The sequence below is a fragment of the Lactobacillus laiwuensis genome (assembly GCF_019972835.1).
GTDB classification, from domain to species: domain Bacteria; phylum Bacillota; class Bacilli; order Lactobacillales; family Lactobacillaceae; genus Lactobacillus; species Lactobacillus laiwuensis.
In genome coordinates, this window is sequence record NZ_BPPB01000003.1 from 1 (window position 1) to 19,950 (window position 19,950).

Below are 19,950 nucleotides of genomic sequence, written 5' to 3' on the forward strand. Positions count from 1 at the left end.
CGGTACTATTGCCATTGTTATTGTTGTTGGCACTATCTTTAATAATTTTATCAATGACAGTTGAATCTGATGAAGCCTTATTAATTGCTTCAATACCATCGTCACGCTTGCCGTCAATATCAGTTAAAGTATTATTTTGATTAATCTTTTCCTGAGCATCAGCTAAAATACGGTCGATTTCAGTCTTAATCTTGGCTTTTTCATCATCAGTATAGTTATCACCGTTTTCATGCTTTACCCTATTATTATCAATTTTCTTCTTAGCATTAGTAGCAGCATCTGAGACAGCAGCTTTGGCAATTTCCCGTATTCCAGTTATTCTATTATTCGAAACTTCATCGTAAGAATTACCAGATATATATTTATACTTGTCATGCTCACTATTAGTTGCATAAATCCATGCAGAATCACCAAAGTATTTCTGGTTCTGGGCAACGGCTCCTTTGTATTCAGTCTCAATATCCATATTAGCAGAACTCTTAACTGTGTACAATGCTTGCTGCATTAACTGATCAATTGCCTGTCTTGTCATATCAATATCGTGGTTTATCTGATTGGCAATACTTTCATACGATGCATCGGCATGAGCATCCTGAGTAAGCACAGTATTGACACTTCCATGAATACCATCAAGTCTATTTTTGAAATGATCTCTATCTTGAGGAAGTAGACTATCTATATCATTAAGCGTATCCTTTGCTTTTTTGAACATATCATTAACTCGTTCTTTGCCCATCAGTTCATTATAAGCATTGATTCCGTTGCTATACGATTGAGTTGTAGAGTCGATATTAGTTGAATGCTTAATGGCAGCAATTGCTTCACGTATAGTTTGAATATTGCTTTGATAATCAGGATTAGCTTTTTGCTCTTCCGTTAGCCCATTATATCCGGCTTCTAATCCTGTTATTTCATTTCCAGCTCCATTTAAAGCATTTGCTTGATTATATTTGAACCAGTCAGAAGTATTTTGATAAGTATCAGTTAGCTTAGTACCGATTTGATTTTCAGCAGTCGGAATTTTGTTGATATCAGTTTGTTGTTCTATACTTGCTTTTTCAGTTGCATAGAGATTATCAACTATCTGGTTTAATGCTTTCTTTTGAGCGGCAGTTAGTTGGGATAATCCAATAATGTTGTGTGCTGTTGCATATTTACTTTGTAAAATATCTTCTGCCTTTGCTTTGGCAGCAGCAAGATTAGTATCTTTTTCGACATCAGCAAATCCAGGAATGTGACTACCGGAATCACTATCAGAATATCCTTGAGTGGCATTGTTGACAATCTGATCAACGTCTTTTTGGACGTCAGCAGTAGAACGATCATTGCCGTTCTTATCTGTAGTTGTAACTGCGTCAATCTTAGCTTTATTTTGATCGTAAATATCTTGGAGCTTCTGCTTTTGCTTTTGTAAGTCGGAATTTACCAAACCGGAACTTTCAAGCTTTTTATCAGCTTCTGCTTTTTGCTCAAGAAGATTATTGATAGCATTTTGCTTAATTTGATACATTTTTTCTTTATCTTGGGCTGTTTGGTAAAGCTGGTTAATTCCAGCTTCACCCAAGTTGGTTGAGTGTCCTTCGCTATCCAATCCCTTTTCAATGCTTTGCAATTTCTGTTTAGCATTTTCCAGATCAGTTGTTGTTGGATTGTTTGGCAAAGCAACTTTACTAATTTCGTCCTTAGTTTTTTGAACTAATTGATTAAGTTGATCTTGTAAGTCAGCCTTTTGTTGGTCAGTTAAATCGCTGGCAACTTGACTTATATTACCTTTATCTTTGACATACTTATCAACAGCAGCAATTTGCTTGTTCTTTTCACTTAATAAATTGGCTGGAATACCAGCTTGATCTATCGCAGTTTCACCAGCTTTTTCAACTTGATTCAAGCTTGCGTTATCATCAGCGCCATATAAATCGCTAATGCCTTTTTGCATTGCGTCATTTATTGCAGCTTCATTTTGGCTTATTTCGGTTGGATCAAGTCCTGAACTTGGTAATTTAGCCTTAGCAGCTTCAGCGTAATCTTTTAGAGTATTAATTTGCTGATTCTTTTCTTCAAATCTCTGAGTTAAGCCACTAATTGCGTCATTGCCATCTTGTGCTGCTTGATTCATTGCACTATTGGCGTCAGTCGTATTGTTTTGAGCAGTTTGAATATTTTGAGCAGCTTTATCACGTTCTGACTTAATGCGATCTCTCATCTGATCTGCCAAACTAGGATTATCTTTAGCAATCTTATCTGCAGCTTCATTTGCCTTGTTAACTGCATCTTGCAACTTAGTCAATGCGTTATTGACAGATTCTGCCTTGACAATTTCATTATTAACCTTATTCAAATCAGCATTATTCTGATCTTTAGCATCAGATAATTGATCCTGGTTGGTAGCAGAGTTTATTCTAGTTTCACCTGACTGACGAAATTGATCAATTTTATTCTTCAAATCATTATATTGGTCTTGACCTAATTTTTTATCAGCCAAGTCTTGATCAATTTGCTGTTGTAATTTATTTGTTGAATTATCAAAATCATTTTTAGCAGAAGTCTTAGCGTTAGTGAGGCTGGTATCCTTTGCTGTATCAACAATCGCTTCTATTGCTTTATTACCCTCATCTTGAGCCTTTTGCACATCATCTTGATTTTGAGCTTTATCAATATTCTCTTTGGCCTTATCCCGCTCGCTCTCAATTGTAGATTTATCTTTAGCATCACCATCAATTGAAGTTTGGGCTTTATCATCTAAAGCAGATTTTGCTTTATTTTTGGCCGCCTGCAGTTTAGCATCAGACAAGGCCTGGTAAATATTGCTTAGACCGGTATTCTTTTCTGTATCAATGTTCTCTGCTAGAGCGCCACTGACGCTTGAAACGGCATGATCATAAGCATCATTTGCTTGCTGCTTAAACTTAGCTAACTGATCTGAAGTTAAACCAGTTAAACCATTTATTTCTGGCAGAACACCGGTAGCAGTTGAGCCTTTTCCAAGAGCTTTATCAAGTTCTTTAATTGCTTGATCTCTTTGGTTACGGATATCGTCAGCATCACTCTTACTTGCATTAGCAACTACGTTACTAATTCCCTGTAAGGTATTATTTTTGATTTTCTCAACTGTATCACTATCATTAGCCGCGCCAATATCTTTAATGCCTAAATCAGCCACTGCAAAAACTGCATTTTGGTCTCGTGAATCAGGTAGTTTAGCTCGAGCCGCGTATGCTGTATTTTTAATCAAATCGGTGGCAACAACTTTATCACTAGCTAACTTGGCAGCAGATTCAATGTTATTAATTTTATTTAATGCATCTTGATAAATACCAGTTAGTTGATCTTTATTTGTAGCTGCGTCAATTTTACTATTTGCATCTCCTGGGATTGACCCAAGCTGACTAATTGCATCATTAAATTGTTTCTTTACTTCATTTCTTTGGTCTTCCGACAATTTGCTATAAATGTCATTTAAGCGATTCTTGGCACTGGTAGCAGCATTGGCAATACTATTTTTTGTATCAGTTTTAGATGTATTAAAACCATTACCTGCAGCTTCTGCAGCGTCAATAGCAGATTCACCATTTTTCTCAGCTGTATTAGCATCAGAAACGGCAGCTGTAGAATCAACTACGGATTTTGCATTATCACGTGCAGAAGTAATATTATTAATAGCTGTTGTCTTGGCATCATTAGTAATATCTGACGAATTATTGATTCGGTCAATCGCCTTTTGAGCATAATCATCAAGCTTTTGTTTATTAAGGATCTTATTAACATTTACGTCACTAATCACATTGTCAATTAATGACTTACCATTCTGGACGATAGCATTAAGTTGCTCATTAGTAGTGGTGTTTTTATTATTGATACCAGTAGCGCCAATATCATAAGTAGCATCTACTTTGGCACGTAAGTCAGCTTTGTTGGCACTTGTAATCTGGTCCATATTGCCAATTTGTTCTTTTACTTTATTGCGCTCATCCATTAGGGCTGCTAAAGCTTGGTCTTTTGCAGATTGCAAGTTTGCTGCAGTTTGAATGCTGGCTAAATCGTTTTGACCTTTAGTTAACGCTGCGTCTACATCATCTTTACTTGCGCCTTGAATAGCAGTTTGAGCTTGATTGAAAGCACTTGTAATCTGATTATAGTAGTCATTCTTTTCCGTTACGCCCAAATTAGGGTCATTAGTAATCTGACTGTTTGCAGAATCGCGCGCATCTCTTAATTTTTCGATTGCAGCTTGACGCTGTTTCGTTAAAGCCTGAGCTTCGAGATCAGGCGAAAGAGAATTAATAACAGAATTAATAGCATCAATTCCCTTCTGCGCATCAGCGTTAATATCAGTTACTGTATGGTCATTATTAATAGCTTGGATTGCTTGATCATAACCGTCATCGATTTGATCTCGTTTAGCTTGTACTGTTGCCGGATCAAGCTGTTCATTTTTTTGCGCACTTGCAAGAATATCTTTAACATTAACTTTGGCCTGTTGCAATTTACTAATTGCTTGCGCTTTAGTAGCTGTAATTTGGGCAGCGCCTAAATCTTTAAGAATATTGTTTTGACCATCTTGTTTAGCCGAAGTAATATCAGAAACATTTTGAGCCGAAGCAATTTTTGCCTTTGCAGCCTGGGCATCTTGATCAATTTGGTCTTCATAATACTTTTTATTTGAAGGACTGAGTTGACTATCAGCAATGCTTTCAATTTTAGCTTTTGCATCATTAACAGCTGTATCTACATCTTGAGCTGCATTTGTTCTAGCTTCTTCTACCTCCTTATTTGCAGTACCTTGGGCATCGCTAACAATATTATCTATACTGTTTTTAGCGTTAGTGACTGTCTCAGCGATTTTAGAACTATCTACCTTGTTTAAAGTATCTATACTGTCAGTGACAACCTTGCTAATTTGATCATGATATGCTTTCTTTTGTTCAGCAGTCAGATTGCTTGTCTGGTCAATTTGTTTATCAGCATTAGTTTGCTCTTGTCTGATCTGCTTGATAGCATCAGCTAAGGAATTGTTACGCTCACCCTTAGCTTTAGCTGAAGCCAGTAAGCTGTTCAAGGCAGCGATACCATCATTACGTGCTGAATCAATTGCAGTTAAACTCTCTGCTTGGTCAATGCGCTGGTTATAACCAAGAGGAGTTGTTGAATTATTGAGCAGTTTCTGTGCAGCCGCCACGTTATCGTCAATATCATTGGCTGACAAGCCAGGCAAGCTACGCAGTTGGCTTTCAAGATCGCTTTCAGCTTTAGCAAGCTTGATCTTGGAAAGTTGTCTTAAAATTGACCGCTTGGTTGACTCCTCGGTTGTTGAAACAGCAGCAGAATCACTAGCTTGATCAATATTAGTCAAACCATCAGCCACTGTTTTTTCGATTTCAGAGTTTGAAGGGATGCCTAGCGAATTTTCATTTGCGTTTGCATATCCCATAATTTCAGCTTTTGCAGCATTTTGATCAAAAATAGTTTGTGCAGCTGCTTCTCTTTGTTTGATCGCAGTGTTGTCAGAAGTGCCATAAATTGACTTTTGCTCATCATACTTAGCACTTCCTGGTTTAGTTGTTGCAACTTCTGCTGCTTGATCAATTGCATCTAATAAAGGAACCTGCTGATCTGAACTAATACCTGAATCTTTTACTCGCTTTTTGGCAGCTGCAGCTGCAGAATTAATTTTACTTGCCTCTTGATCAGCATTTATATCCTTAATAGACTCCTTACCCTTGGAACCGTCAGGATCATCACCAGTGATAATGTTGTGAACTGCTTTATTATAAGTATCCCTTATTTCTGCAGTCTTATCGGCATGATTGTTAATTTCATCTTGAGCAACAGACTGTAAGTCTTTCAGTGCCTGAATTGTTTTATTAACTTGATCAATTATACCTTGAGCTTCTTTTTGGTGCCCGTCCACTGATACTTGGTCAAGATCTTTTTCAATATCGCCTTCTGGTTGAGCGATAGCCTGAGCGCGAGCCAGACGTTTAGGTAAATTAACTACTTCGTCCTTCTCTTCTTTACTCAAGTTAGGATCGCTTGAAAGCTTGTAAGCATCGACATAGACTTGATCAATTTTTTGTTTAAGATCAGTTTCAATACTCTTCTTATAGCCATAAGCCGCTTGATCAATCGCATTAATACCATTCTTCATTGCTTCAGTAATATCTTTATCAGATTGAGAACTCTTAACAGTATTTATAGCTTTATCACGTGCAGCATTAATTGCATCTACCATTGTAGGGAATCTCTTTGACTGCAATGTGGCTTCATTATTTAAATTTGTAATTGCATTATTACGAGATGCCTCAATCGTTGAAGAATTTTGCGCCTGACTTACGATATTCTTAATTGCATCAAGGGCAGCATTCTTACGATTGTTAACCTCTGTTAAAGTATTAGCACTTGAAGCATAAACTGAAGTTTTTTCGTTATCGGAAGTAATTGTCTTAGATGCAGCCGAAGCAATTTTATCTAGCTGATCATTAAACTCTTTGATCTGTGCATCAGATAAATTATTAGGCCTGTTTATTTTGGCATCACTAATAGCATCAGTGATTGCCTTGGCAGCCTGATCTTGCGCATCTGTTAAAGTTAAAATATCCAAGTTTTTAATTATTGGGCGACGTCCGGTAGCTACACTAGACGGATCATAGCTAACAAAGTTAGCATTTGGAGTTAATTCTATAGAGTAGCCTTTATCAAACCTGATCGTTTGATCGGCTGGAATAGTAAAACTAAATGAACCGTCATCATTTACAATTGCAGCATATTGTGTCGGTAAAGGATTTAAAGAACTGTTGCTTGAATCTCTGGTGGTATCTTTTGTTTGTGCGTATGGATTGTCGATTATATTTTTACCGTTTTGATCTTTTGGTGTCCATGCAGTTTTTACACCCATACTATCAATTAAGTTGGCTATAATATATGCTTTAGTTGCAACTGGCAAAATCAAACTAAACGGATTTTTCAAATTTTCTGGATCTGAATCTGGTCCATCAGTAGCAGAATTATAATTAATTACGCTGCCTGCCTCACCGGAAATTGTTTGTGAGCCATCATCATTTCTAGTGATTTTAACCTTACCAGGATCAATATCCAAAAAGCCGCTTGGATTGGCCGGAATAAAACTAATGTTGTTATAGCCGAAATTATTGCTATTATTGAATGCTTTTTGAATAATATCCGAAAAGATTTGATCGTAAGTCCAACCGTTCTTAATACCATCAGCTAACGAATTTTGGACATCAGCTGGCAATTTGTCAAGTGAAATATGAGCTTTAGCTGCCTGTGCTTTGATTGCTGCTAATTTCTCTGCTGTTAGTTTTTCTTGACCATTAAGTAACTCAATATTATCAACCGCTATCGTACTATCAGTTTTCCTAACAGTTAAAACGTGAAATGGTGGCAAAGTTACCTTACCAACCCCACTTTGAATTGAACTTAAATCAAACTGCTGCCGCACATTTGTTAAAGTAATCGGCATTGTGCCAATAATACTCGTAGCAGGATTGGTGTTGCCCTGGACATTCAAAATTAATGAGGTGGGATTATTAACAAATAATTTTCCGCCTTGCACATCTACCAAAAGTATTTGACCATTACCGCCATCAATGTATCTACCATTTGGACCTGGCCTTCCCAGAATGATGTTAAAACCACCGTTTTCAATGTTGGCCGTACCCCTAATTAGGACTAAAGTACCAGAATAGTCGCCCATATTTGAACCATTAATGTTTAACGATCCTCGTGGTAAAATGTTAAAATTACCACCATCATAAATCAGGTTTCTGTTGCCCCAGTTATTAGCTATATCACCGTTAGTAGTAATATTGACCTTTGCATCACTATTAATATTAAAAACAGAGTTACCATCATTGATCAGGATCGCACTAGATTGATCATTGTCATTTGTACCATTATAGTGATCGCTACCAGTTGTGATATTCAGCTCACCATTAACATTGACGGCTTCATTATTGCCTAACATGGCGATAGCTAAAGGAAGCCCAGTATGTTCAGCAGCATTGGAACCTAAATTATTATTAGGAATATAGATCCGCGGTGAAAGGAACACCTTAGCGTTCTTTTCAATGTTAACAATATTGTTGTTACCCGCCATTTCTATCACGTTACCGCCAACGGTTTTACCCGTAAAAGTCCCGCTAAAATCAAGTGAGTTATTTGAACCAGTAAATTCAAATAGTTGTTGAACATCGCCACTTGAAATCGTAATTCCTGGATAAGGCGTGTGCGTTACTTCCCCATAGTTGGTACCAGTAAAGTAAATTTTAGTATTATTACCACAGTGAACCATTTGCGAACCATGGAAATTAACATTATTAAAAGTAATTTTTGAAAAATGACCATCCTGATTGTAATCATCAGTCATGATGACGCCCCAGATATCGGCACTCCATAAGTCAAGGTTGTCGTACGTTATATCTAAATCTTGCGTACTGCCACTATTTAATTGGAGGTGGTTACCTTTCAAATCCACTTTAAATCTGGTATTACCATTACCTGCGGATTTGATGAGCATTTTCCTGCCATAGAAGTAGTATGCTTGTGAGCCATTCTCTGGTCCGTCAGTAATATCGTTCATAACGTCAATTTCAGAAATACTATCAGTTTGAAATGCAGTTATAAGCTCATTAAAGTTATGGACCTGTGCTACACTAGCATCCCTAGTATTTATTTCTGTGTTTTCAGGAGCATTTGAATTATCAGCCACTGCAGCAGTTGAATCGACAGGCTTTGTTGTATCACCTTTAGCGGATGAGGCAGCAGCGGTATCCTGATTATGACTAGACTGTTGATCAGAATTATTCGTCGACTCGGGCATTGTCTTTTCTGATTCTGCTTGACCAGTTGCAAAACTGTGACTAGCTTTTGAGTCACTATCTTTTAAAAACGAACTTAAGCCAGAAAAAGTGCTTAAATCGTGCTTTGTATTATCTTGAATTGATTGCTTTTCTACAGTTGCAGTTTTTGCCTTAGTCGCAGTTTGTTCAGTATTAGTTGTTTCATTTCCATTAGTTTGGGAATCTACTTCTTCACTTGCTGGATCAACTGTATCAGCTTTAACTGTTTGATTGCTTAAGCCAAAGAATGTAAAACCAAGCAAGACAGAAGCAGCACCAATAGTCAATTTACGAATTGAGAAGTGGTCTTGCTTTGCCTGCATTTCCATTTTACGTATTCTTTCCTTATTATTATTTTTACCTAGCATAATAATCCTTCCTCAAAATTATGATTACATATTAATTGTAAGTCCTGCTATTTTTACTGTCAATTTAGTAACACTATTATGCATTTTAATAGGTAATGAAATTCAAAAAAATATAATATAAAATAACTTAAATTTTAAGTGTTATGCTGATTCAATAGTATAATATATATAAAAATAACAATAATTTAATCAATAGAAATGAATTTTTTATTTTAAATAAAAATTAATTTTACTGTTTTTATAAACATATTTATATATAATATACAAAATATAATTTGTACTATATATACATGAATATATTTGTGATCTGATTAACATAGTCAATTAAGCAAATATAACTTTTTTCGGACTTGCTTAGATATTTAGATAGTATGGAAGATATGCCTGCTAGAGTTTCTCTCGCAGAAAAAAGGAGGAGACTCAGCCCCTCTTTTTCTAAAAGTATAGATGATTTGAAAATGCAAAAGAAGTGCCACAAGTGTGACACTTCTTTTGTGATATTTAAGCTGTATATGCTAGAATTTTAAATTTTTAAAAGTTTGCTTTCTTAACGAACCTCCCTTTACTTATTGTGTAGTATTTTTTATGACCGATTTTGACTGGATTACCATAGGTATTCACAGATTTACGCTTCTTGAGTACTTTCTTGCCTAGACGATGACCATACTTATTGTATACATAAGCATTATGTTTCAGCTTTAATTTCTTGGCATCAATATTGCCACTAGCTATATAAAGGCCATCAGGCAAAGCATAGTATTTCTGACCATTGATTGTCTTCTTACCAGTAGTTTCAACAACTGAACCTGCATTGAAGATCAGCTTATTTGCACGCCTGCCGTTTTCATCATAAAGGTAAGCATTATGCTTTAAGCTCTTAGCAACAGTGACAACAGGTTGTTCAGTAGTATTGGTATTTGTTGGTGCAACCTCTTCATTGGCTGATTTTGCAGAAGTTACTAACTTAACATTTGCTGCTTTGACGAAGCGGTTCTTACCAATAGTAAAGTATCTCTTACCACGGATCTTAACGACTGCGCCATAGGTATTTAGCAGTTGACCCTTCTTGTAAACGCCTGTCTTCTTAACCCGCTTGCCAAATTGATTGTAAATATAAGCATTGTGAGTCAATTTTTGTCTAGTAGCCAATACATTTGCTGTAGCAACAAAGTACTTCTTATTCTTAGCACCTTGATCAACTAAGACGTAGTATTCTTTACCATTGATCGTCTCTGTGCCATAAACAGTAACTATTGAACCAACACCTAAAGTGATCTGGTTAGCACGTTTGCCTGATTCATCATACAGGTATGCATTATGCCTCAATTTGACTTGTGATGAATTAGTTAAATTACCATCACCATTTTGAGGCTTGTCTTTACCTGCATCAGCTGAGCCAGTTCCTGGTTTATTTCCAGGTCCTGGAGTTACTGTAGAACCGCCACCAGTGTTTCCACCGTTGCCAATGTTTTCAGTGTTTCCACCATTACCATTATTATCGCCGCCGTGAATAACCTTATCGATTGTTGCTGGATCGGAGCTATCCTGATGAATGACATCTATACCGTTATCACGGTTCTGGTCAATGTCGTCACCGCTACCAGCATGATCAATCTTATCTTTGGCATTATCTTTTTGATGATCAATCTCATCCTTGATCTTTTGTTTTTCATCATTAGTTAAATCACTGCCATCTTGGTGCTTGCCCTTATTATTGTCGACATCTTTTTTGGCATTCTTAGCAGCATCATCAACGGCACCCTTGGCAATTTCTTTTTCGGCTTCAAGTTTATTCTTTTGAATTTCGTCATAAGAATTGCCCTCCGTGTTTTTATGTTTATTAAAAGCATTTTGGATTGAAGAAGTATCAGCGTTATCACCAAATTCTTTATGAATTTTATCGATAGCTGCTATTGCTTTATCAGCAACTTCCTGATCAGCTTTCTTCTTGCTGGCATCAATTGCCTTATTGACCTCAACTTGAATATCATCTTTAGCTGTGTTAGCAGCCTTGTCAATATTGGTCTTCTTACCGGCAGGATCATCACTAGGAGCATTAACTTGATCAATTGCTTCGTTACCCTCTTTAACATGTTCATTAACATTATTAATGAGGTCCAACTTAGTTTGACTATCGATATCTTTATTATTGATAATCTCAGTTTTAGCCTTATCAGCAGCGTTCTTAATGTCTTCCTTAGCTTTGAGTTTGTTCAAAGCTGTAATGCCTTGATTGTATGCAGAACTAATATCCGGAATATTGTCAGCCTTATTAATATCGGCAAGACCAGCAATAATATCATTGATATAGCCCTGATAGTCTGGATTAGCTCTCTGGTCACTAGTTAATTTATCATATTCACTTTGTAAACCGTTAGTGCCGCTTGTCGCATTCTGTTTATCTTTCACAAACCATACTGAAGGATTCTGCCAAATCTGATCAATGCTAGTACCAATCTGAGCTTCATCTTTTGGAACCTTGTTAACGTCAGTGATAGCTTCAATGTTTCCTTTTTCACTATTATAAGCATCATCGATAGCTTGGTTAGCTTCCTGCTTTTCAGAATCAGTTAACTGCGACTGGTTAATGATATTATGAGCCTGATTCTGTTTTTCTTTCAAATGGCCTTCTGCCTTGGTCTTAGCACCAGCAAGAGCTGCTTGATCAATAACATTTGCGGTGCCAGGCATCTGTTCTCCAGTTGTAGGATCTTTATACCCGTCCCTAGCTTTATCAATTATTGTTTTAGCATCTTGCTTGACATCTTCAACGCTTCTGTCGCTACCATCCTTATTTTTATCAGGAATATTATTAATAGCAATCTTACTCTTGTCAATGATATCCTTGATCTTTTGTCTTTCAGCTTGTTGATCTGTTGCTGACAAGCCAGAGTCTTCAATCTTCTTATTAGCTTGATCCTGTATATCTTGTAACTGCTTAATAGCATCTTGCTTGGCTTGATAGATATCCGCTCTGTTTTTAGCTAGATCGTATATCTTATCTACGCCTGCTTGACCAAAGTCAAGTGCTTCATTGTTTTCTGGAACACCCTGTTCGATATTAGCCAACTTCTTCTTTGCGGCTTCAAAGTCAGATTGAGTCGCGTTATCAGGTAAAGTGACTTTGCCAATTTTGTCTTTGGTACTTTGCACTACTTGATCAAGTTGCTTTTGCAAATCAGCCTTTTGATCATCAGTTAAATTAGTAGCAACTGAATTAATGTCACCTTTACCTTTGACATAATCATCGATAGCTGCAATTTGCCTGTTCTTTTCAGCTAGCAGATCACTTGGCAATTTAGCTTGGTCGATGGCCTTTTCGCCGGCCCCTTCAATATCATTTAAATTGTCATTATCCTTAGCGCCATAAATGTTGCTGGTTGCATTTTGCAAAGCAGTATTAATAGCATCTTCACCTTGACTAATTTCATTAGCATCAAGATTATTGCCTTGCAGACCCTTCTTTGCAGTTTCTGCATAGCCCTTTAACTTGTTGATAGCGACATTCTTAGCTTCAAAGCGGTCAGTTAAACCAGTAATTGCTTTGACACCATCTTGTGCAGCCACATTCATAGCATTATTAGGGTCTTGTGCATCATTTTTAGCATTTTGAATGATTTGAGCAGCTTTATCACGTTCAGATTTGATCTGTTCTCTCATTTGCTCAGCCAGATCTTTATTGTCCTTAGCGATTTCGTCTGCAGCAGCAGAAGCCTTATTGACGGCATCTTGCAACTGAGTTAAAGCATTGGTCAAAGATTCTTCTTTACCAATATCAGTACTGATATTATTTAGATCATTGTTGTTCTGGCTCTGAGCATTAGTCAAACCATTTTTATCCTTGGCCGAGTTTATCCTGGTCTCACCATCTTTACGAGCCTGATCAATTTTGGCATTTAGCTCGTCATATTGGTCTTGACCCAGCTTTTTATCAGCTAGGTCTTGATCAATCTTTTGTTGGAGTTTGTCTGCAGCATTCTTCAGATCATTCTTAGCTGCGACTTTATCATTGGCAAGTTGAGTATCCTTTCCAGTTTCCACGATACCGTTAATGGCATTTTGGCCTTCATCTTTGGCTTTATTAACTTCATCGGTATTTTTAGCTTTATCAATCTTGTCCTTGGCTTTGTCACGCTCGTTATTGATTGAATCTTGGTCATTTGAATCATTTTTACCAGCTTCAATTGCAAGTTTATCCAAGTCTGATTTAGCCTTGTTCTTAGTTGCTTGCAATTTGGCATCTGTCAATGCCTGATTAATGTTGACTATACCAGCATTCTTTTCACTTTCAATTTGATCTTTAGAAGCTCCGCTGACCTTGGCAACAGCACGATCATATGCGTCTACAGCTTGTTTTGTGAAAGCAGTCTTTTGATCATCAGTTAAGTCATTCAGTCTATTAATTTGATCACGAACACCAGCAAGATCGTCCTTCCCATCTAAAGTATCCTTTAGCTCTTGCAGTGCTTCATCCCGTTGATTTCTAATCTGCTCAGCTTGCTGAGAGGCAGCAATATCAAGAATGTTTTGTATGCTTTGAATAGTGTTGCCTTTGATCTTATTAACAGTTGCAATATCACTGGCAGCATTAATGTCATTTTGACCAAGATTCGTAACAGCTTTGACTGCGTCCTGATCTTTCTTATTTGTTAATTGGGTATTTGCTTTAGTACTTGCTTCATTAATTGCAGTTATTGCGGCAGCTTTGGCAGCAGCTAAGTCTGCAACTGTTTCTGCCTTATTAATAGCAGCTATTGCATCTTTACTATAGCCATCTACCTGATCTTTATTAGTAGCCTTCTTAATGTTTGCAATTGCAGTGCTGGAAGCCTGCTGAATAGCATTGTTGGCCTGATCAAATACGTCCTTAACTTTTGCCTTATCATCATCGTTAAGTCCATTATAAATTCCTTGCAAACGAGAAGTGGCATTAGTTGCAGCAGTAGAAATTTGATCAATTGCGCTGTTCTTATATCCTTCAAGGCCATTGCCTTTGGCAGCAGCCGCGTCAATTGCCAGTTCACCATTTTGTTCTGCAAGATTAGAAGCTGGAATATCTTTTTGACTGTCGACATTACCCTTGGCCTCATCACGAGCAGCTTTAATTCCAGCAATAGTGGAATCTTTCACAGCTTGAGTAATATCGGTTGAGTTGCTAATGCGATCAATAGCTTTTTGAGCATAATCATCAAGTTTTTGCTTGTTAATAACTTTATTAATGTTTAAATCACTGATGACATCATCAATAGCTGCTTTGCCTTGTTGAGCTGCTTGGGTAACTTGTTGAATAGAAGATGTACTTGCGGAGTTAATATTCTTGACTGCTTGATTGTATTGCTCGTCAACTTTAGCTCGTAAACCGTTCTTATTGGCACTTGTAACTTGATCCATATTGCCAATTTGCTCTCTAATTTTGCTTCTCTCAGTAAGCAAGTCATTTAGAGCTTGATCCTTGGCAGATTGCAAGTTTGCAGCTTCCTGAATCTCAGTCAGTTTCCTCGTGCCATTGGTAAGAGCAGTATCAATATCGTCTTTACCAGCTGCTTGAATAGCCGACTGAGCATTATTAAAGGCATTTGAGATTTGGTTATAGTAATCGTTCTTTTCGGTAACGCTTAAATTAGGATCGGTAGTTATTTGGGTATTTGCATTATCGCGAGCTTCTTTTAGTTTATTAATAGCATCCTGACGCTGCTTTGCTAAAGCTTGTGTGGCTTCGTTATCCGAGATACTATCAACGATACTTTGGATACTCTTTTTGCCTTTATCCGCATCATTATTAATATCTGAAACATTAAAGTCGCCCGTTACAGCCTGAACAGCTTGATCATAGGCATTGTCAATCTGGTCTAATTTATCTACCCAGTCTTTGTCGTTAAGTGAACCTTTATCATGAGCGGTAGAAATGGTCTCTCTGGCTTCATTCTTAGCAGTTTGTAAATCAGATATTGCTTTGGCACGTGCTGCAGAAACCAGAGCATCGTTCAAGTCCTTGGTAATATTGTTTTCACCGTCCTGAAGAACAGATTTGATACTGTCTTCATCTTGAGCGGCAGCAATCTTATCTTTAGCTGATTGTGCATCCTGATCAATCAAATCTTCATAGTGCTTTTTGGTTGATTGACTGAGTTGACTGTCAGGTATGCTTTCAATCTTAGCTTTAGCAGCCTTTGCTGCATCCTCAACTGCTTGTGAAGCTTTTGCCCGTGCATCTTTGATCACACTGTTACCCTTATTTTGGGCATCAGCGACTATACTGTCTATCTTTCCTTTGGCTGTTGTAACAGCATCATCAACCTTTGAAGGGTCAATGCTGTTTAAACCGTTAATACTGTCATCTGCAACTTTTTTAATTTGATTATGATATGAATCCTTTTCGGCGTCACTGAGGTTTGTTATAGCATCAATAGCTTTATCAGCATCCTGTTGTTTCTGCCTAATCTGTGCGGCAGCATCAGTTAGTTGATTATTGCGTTTACCTAACTCTTGCTGCTTAGTCAACAGATTGTTAAGAGCTGTAATACCGTCATTTCTGGCTCCGTCAATTGCTGCAAGTGAATCAGCTTGATCAACCCTCTGAGTATATCCCAGTGGATTAGTATTATTACTTAAAATCTTCTGAGCCTGCGTTTTAGCATCATCAATATTCTGAGCAGTTAAACCAGGAATATTGCTGATTTGATTTTCAACATCTGCTTCAACATCGGCTAACTTCTGCTTGGAGATTGCTTTAAGCACATTCTTTTTAGCAGTATCCTCTGCAGTTGCAACTGCATTAGAGTCAGCAGAATTATCAATACTTGCCAATCCGTCACTAATTGCTTTGGCGATAGTGGTGGTTGAATTAACCGACAGACTATCCTCGTTAGTAACAGCATATCCTGAAACTTCAGACTTAGCAGCAGCCTTATCAAAAGCAGTTTGCGTTGCTGCTACTCTTTGATCGATACCTGTAACATCTGAGGTACCATAAATTGATTTATTAGCATCATAATTTGAATCACCCGGTTTGGCAGTAGCTACTTTAGCAGCATTATCAATTGCATTTAAGTAAGCTACTTGATCTGCAGGAGCAAGACCAGAATTTTGGACTCTCTTCTTAGCTGCTGTAGCTGCCTTATTAATAGCGTCTGCTTCCTGATTTGCATAAACTTGTTTGATTGCTTCTAGACCATTTGAACCGTCAGGATCGTCACCATTGATGACTTTATGTACGGCATCATTTAAAGAATCCTGAATATCAGTTGTTTTGTCACTATGCTTGGCAATTTCATCTTTGGCTGCTGCCTGTAATTTCTTAATTGCAGCGATAGTATTCTTAAGAGCGTCAATGGTATCTTGAGCTTCTTTTTGGTGATTTTTGACTGAAGCTTCATTAGTATCTTTATCGATGTCACCTTGAGTAGCGACGATTGCATCCGGACGTTTCAACCTGTCAATCAAGCCATTGACTTCATCTTTTTCTGTATTATTTAGGTTAGCATCTTTAGCAAGGTCAGCTATATCAGATTTTACTTGACCGATTTGCTGGTTAAGACCTGTTTTCACAGTGTTCTTATAGTCAAGACCAATCTTGTCAATTGCCTTGATTCCGTCATCCTTAGCTTTAGCAACATCAGTGCTATTTTGTGCTGCCTTAACTTGGCTAATTGCATTATCCCTAGCGCCATTAATTGTCTGCGATTGTGAAGGATAATATCCAGCTTGTTTACTTGCTTCAGCGTTCAGGGCATTAATGGCATTAGTCCTATCAGTTTCAACTTGAGCCGAATTTTGTGCTGCTGTAATAGCATCATTAATAATCTTTAAAGCATCATTTTTGCGTTGATTTACTTTAGTAATTGAGTCTGCACTAGGGTCATAGACTGAAGTTGACTTGTTAGCACTATTAATGGTCTTGGAAGCAGCAGCAGCAGCCTGAGTCATCGCATCATTAAATGCCTTATTCTGATCGGCGGTCAGATTATTTGGCTTATTCGTTTTAGCATTATTAATTGCATCAGTAATTGCCTTAGCTGCTTGATCACGGACTTCACTCAATGTCAAAATATCCAATTTCTGTCTGACAGGTTTTGAAGTATCAGTTGGATCATAGCCAATGAAGTTAGCACTAGGTGATAATTCAATACCATAATTTTTATTAAATTTGACAGTTTGATCTGCCGGAATGGTAAAGGTAAATGAACCATCATTGTTGACCTCAGCAGCATACTGGGTTGGCAGCGGATTTAGTGAGCTATTCTTAGAGTCTCTATACGTATCATCAGTTGCAGCATAAGGATTGGGAACACCATTATTCTTATCATCCTTATCTGGCCACGGAATTTTTTTGCCCTTATCGTCAATAATATTGGCGGCAATATAAGCTTTAGTAGCTACCGGCATAACCAAACTAAACGGATTCTTAATGTTTTTTGGATCGCCTTTAAGGTCATCTGGACCATCTGTATCAGGGTTATACCCAATTACGCTTCCTGCAGCACCTGTAATAGTATTTGATCCATCGTCATTTCTCTTGATAGTCACCTTGCTAGTGTCAATATCCATAAAACCACTTGGGTTGGCAGGAATAAAGGCAATGTTATTATAACCAAAGTTCTTACTATTATTGAAAGCTCTTTGAATAATATCAATAAAGAGATCGTCAAAAGTTTTATTGGCCTTAGCAGTTTCAGCTAAAGATTCTTTCACATCGGTTGGTAATTTATCATAATCAATACCAGCATTCGTTACATTGATTATTAATTCCTGTAATTTTTCATTATTTAGAGGCATTTTCCCATTCAGCAACTCAAGCTTGTCTACGAGAATGGTGCCTCCCCGTTTTTTTCTAACATTTAAAACGTGGAATGGAGGCAAAGTGACCTTGTCAATTCCAAGTCCTAAGCCATTAAGATCAAATTGCTGCCGTACATTAGTTATGGTGATATTATTTTCGCCAATGATACTGGTGTCAGGGTTCTTGTTAGCCTGCGCATTCAAAATTAATGAAGTAGGGTTATTGACTATTAAGGTACCACCTTGAACGTCCACTAACGTGATAGGTTTGTTACCGGCACCTGATCCAGAACCTACTGTCGTGGAACCGTCAAGACTGATATTAAAAGCACCGTTTTCAACATCAGCTTTGCCATTAATAAAAACTAAAGTTCCGCTGTAGTCACCCATATCTTGACCAGTGACATTTAAAGCACCTTTTGGTCTAATTGTGAAATTACCACGATCGTAAATAAGGTTACCATTATTTGCATCACTAATGTTACCATTAGTAGTGACATTTACTACACCATTAGTTCCAATATTAAAACTAGAGTCATTATCCTGTAAATATATCGCCCTACATTTGCTGTTATTACGAGTACCTTGATATGGCTTTACAGTAGAGTTATCGCCCATATTAATATCCATCTTACCCGCAACATCTACTTTGCCCTTACCTCTGATGTAAATGACAGAGAATGGCATCCACCCTTCACCAGTTGCTCCATGAGAACCATCATAGTCTTTAAGGGGAGTTAAATTAACAGTTGCGCCTTGATCAACTTGGACAATATCATTGTCACTTTCCATTTGAATGACGGTGCCACCAAAAGTAGATCCTTTAAAGGTTCCATCTACAAATTCAACGCTGCAATTTGCACCAGTGAACTGAAATAATTGCTGGTCGTTACCATCATATGGTTCACCTGGAAAATAAGGTGTCTTAACTGTATTTATATCATTATCACCATAAAAGAAAATGTGAGTGTTCCGACCAGCATAGATCAACTGGGAACCGTAAAATTTGGTATTTTTAAATCTAATATTAGCAGTTTGATTAGTATTTAGCCCAGCAGTATCAAATACACCGTAAAAATCCCCACTCACTAACGTAACATTCTCATAAGTTATGTCTGCGGAAGTATTCGTGGAAATTTGAGGATGATATCCTTTAAAATCAATTAAATGCGGTTGATTTCCTACTGATTTGATTACTAAATTTCTTCCCGGAACATTACCAAAACTATAAACATCTCCATTAGGTCCGTCATTAATATCATTCATGATATCAATTTCACTGATACTTGCATTTAGGTAAGCTTTAGTAAACTCACTCCAATTTGTTACATTCGCAACAGTACCAGTAGTAGCGTCCCTCTTGGCATCTTTATCGACTAATGCGGGAGTCTGAGAATCAGTTTTTTCTGCACTATTTGTTTTTGAATTATCCTGATCTGTTGCACCATCTGCTTTAGCTGGATCCTTTGTAGCACTTTGATCCTGATCAGGAGTTTTTGCACTGTTATCAGCGGCAGTTTCCTTGTCTTTTTGATCATCAGTCTTGGAATCAGTAGTTTTAGCTGTAGAATCCTTTGTAGTAGAGGTTGTATTCTCAGTATCCGTACTCTTTAAAAAAGAACTCAGACCGGAAAATGTACTTAAATTAGTATCTTGCTTCTTCGGACTTGCTTGCTTATTTGCGTTTGCAGTATCTGCTTTGTCTGCAGTCTGATCAGATTCAGTCTGGGACTTATTCGTTTCAGAACTAATTTCTTCCTTTGCAGGATCAATAGTGTCAGCCTTGGCAGTCTGGCTATTCAGGCCAAAGAATGTAAAACCAAGCAAAACAGAAGCAGCACCAATTGTCAATTTTCTAATTGAGAAGTGGTCCTGCTTTGCCTGCATTTCCATTTTACGAATTCTTTCCTTATTATTGTTTTTACCTAACATAAATTAATCCTTTCTCA

2 protein-coding genes are annotated in these 19,950 nt (G+C 37.4%); both read right to left on the reverse strand.

The window, feature by feature from the left end; all coding sequences use genetic code 11:
• The coding region (locus LDM92_RS02285) for a YSIRK-type signal peptide-containing protein (protein WP_223901881.1) at nt 1-9,223 on the reverse strand (9,223 nt) is incomplete at its 3' end.
• Nucleotides 9,224-9,754: 531 nt separating this feature from the next.
• Entirely contained in the window at nt 9,755-19,933 is a 10,179-nt protein-coding gene (locus LDM92_RS02290) for an SLAP domain-containing protein (RefSeq protein WP_223901882.1), read from the reverse strand.
• Between the last annotated feature and the right edge of the window lie 17 nt (nt 19,934-19,950).

Excerpts from the sequence above, each read along its gene's own strand:
- LDM92_RS02290 (WP_223901882.1), bottom strand. The coding sequence starts at position 19,933 with ATGTTAGGTAAAAACAATAATAAGGAAAGAATTCGTAAAATGGAAATG.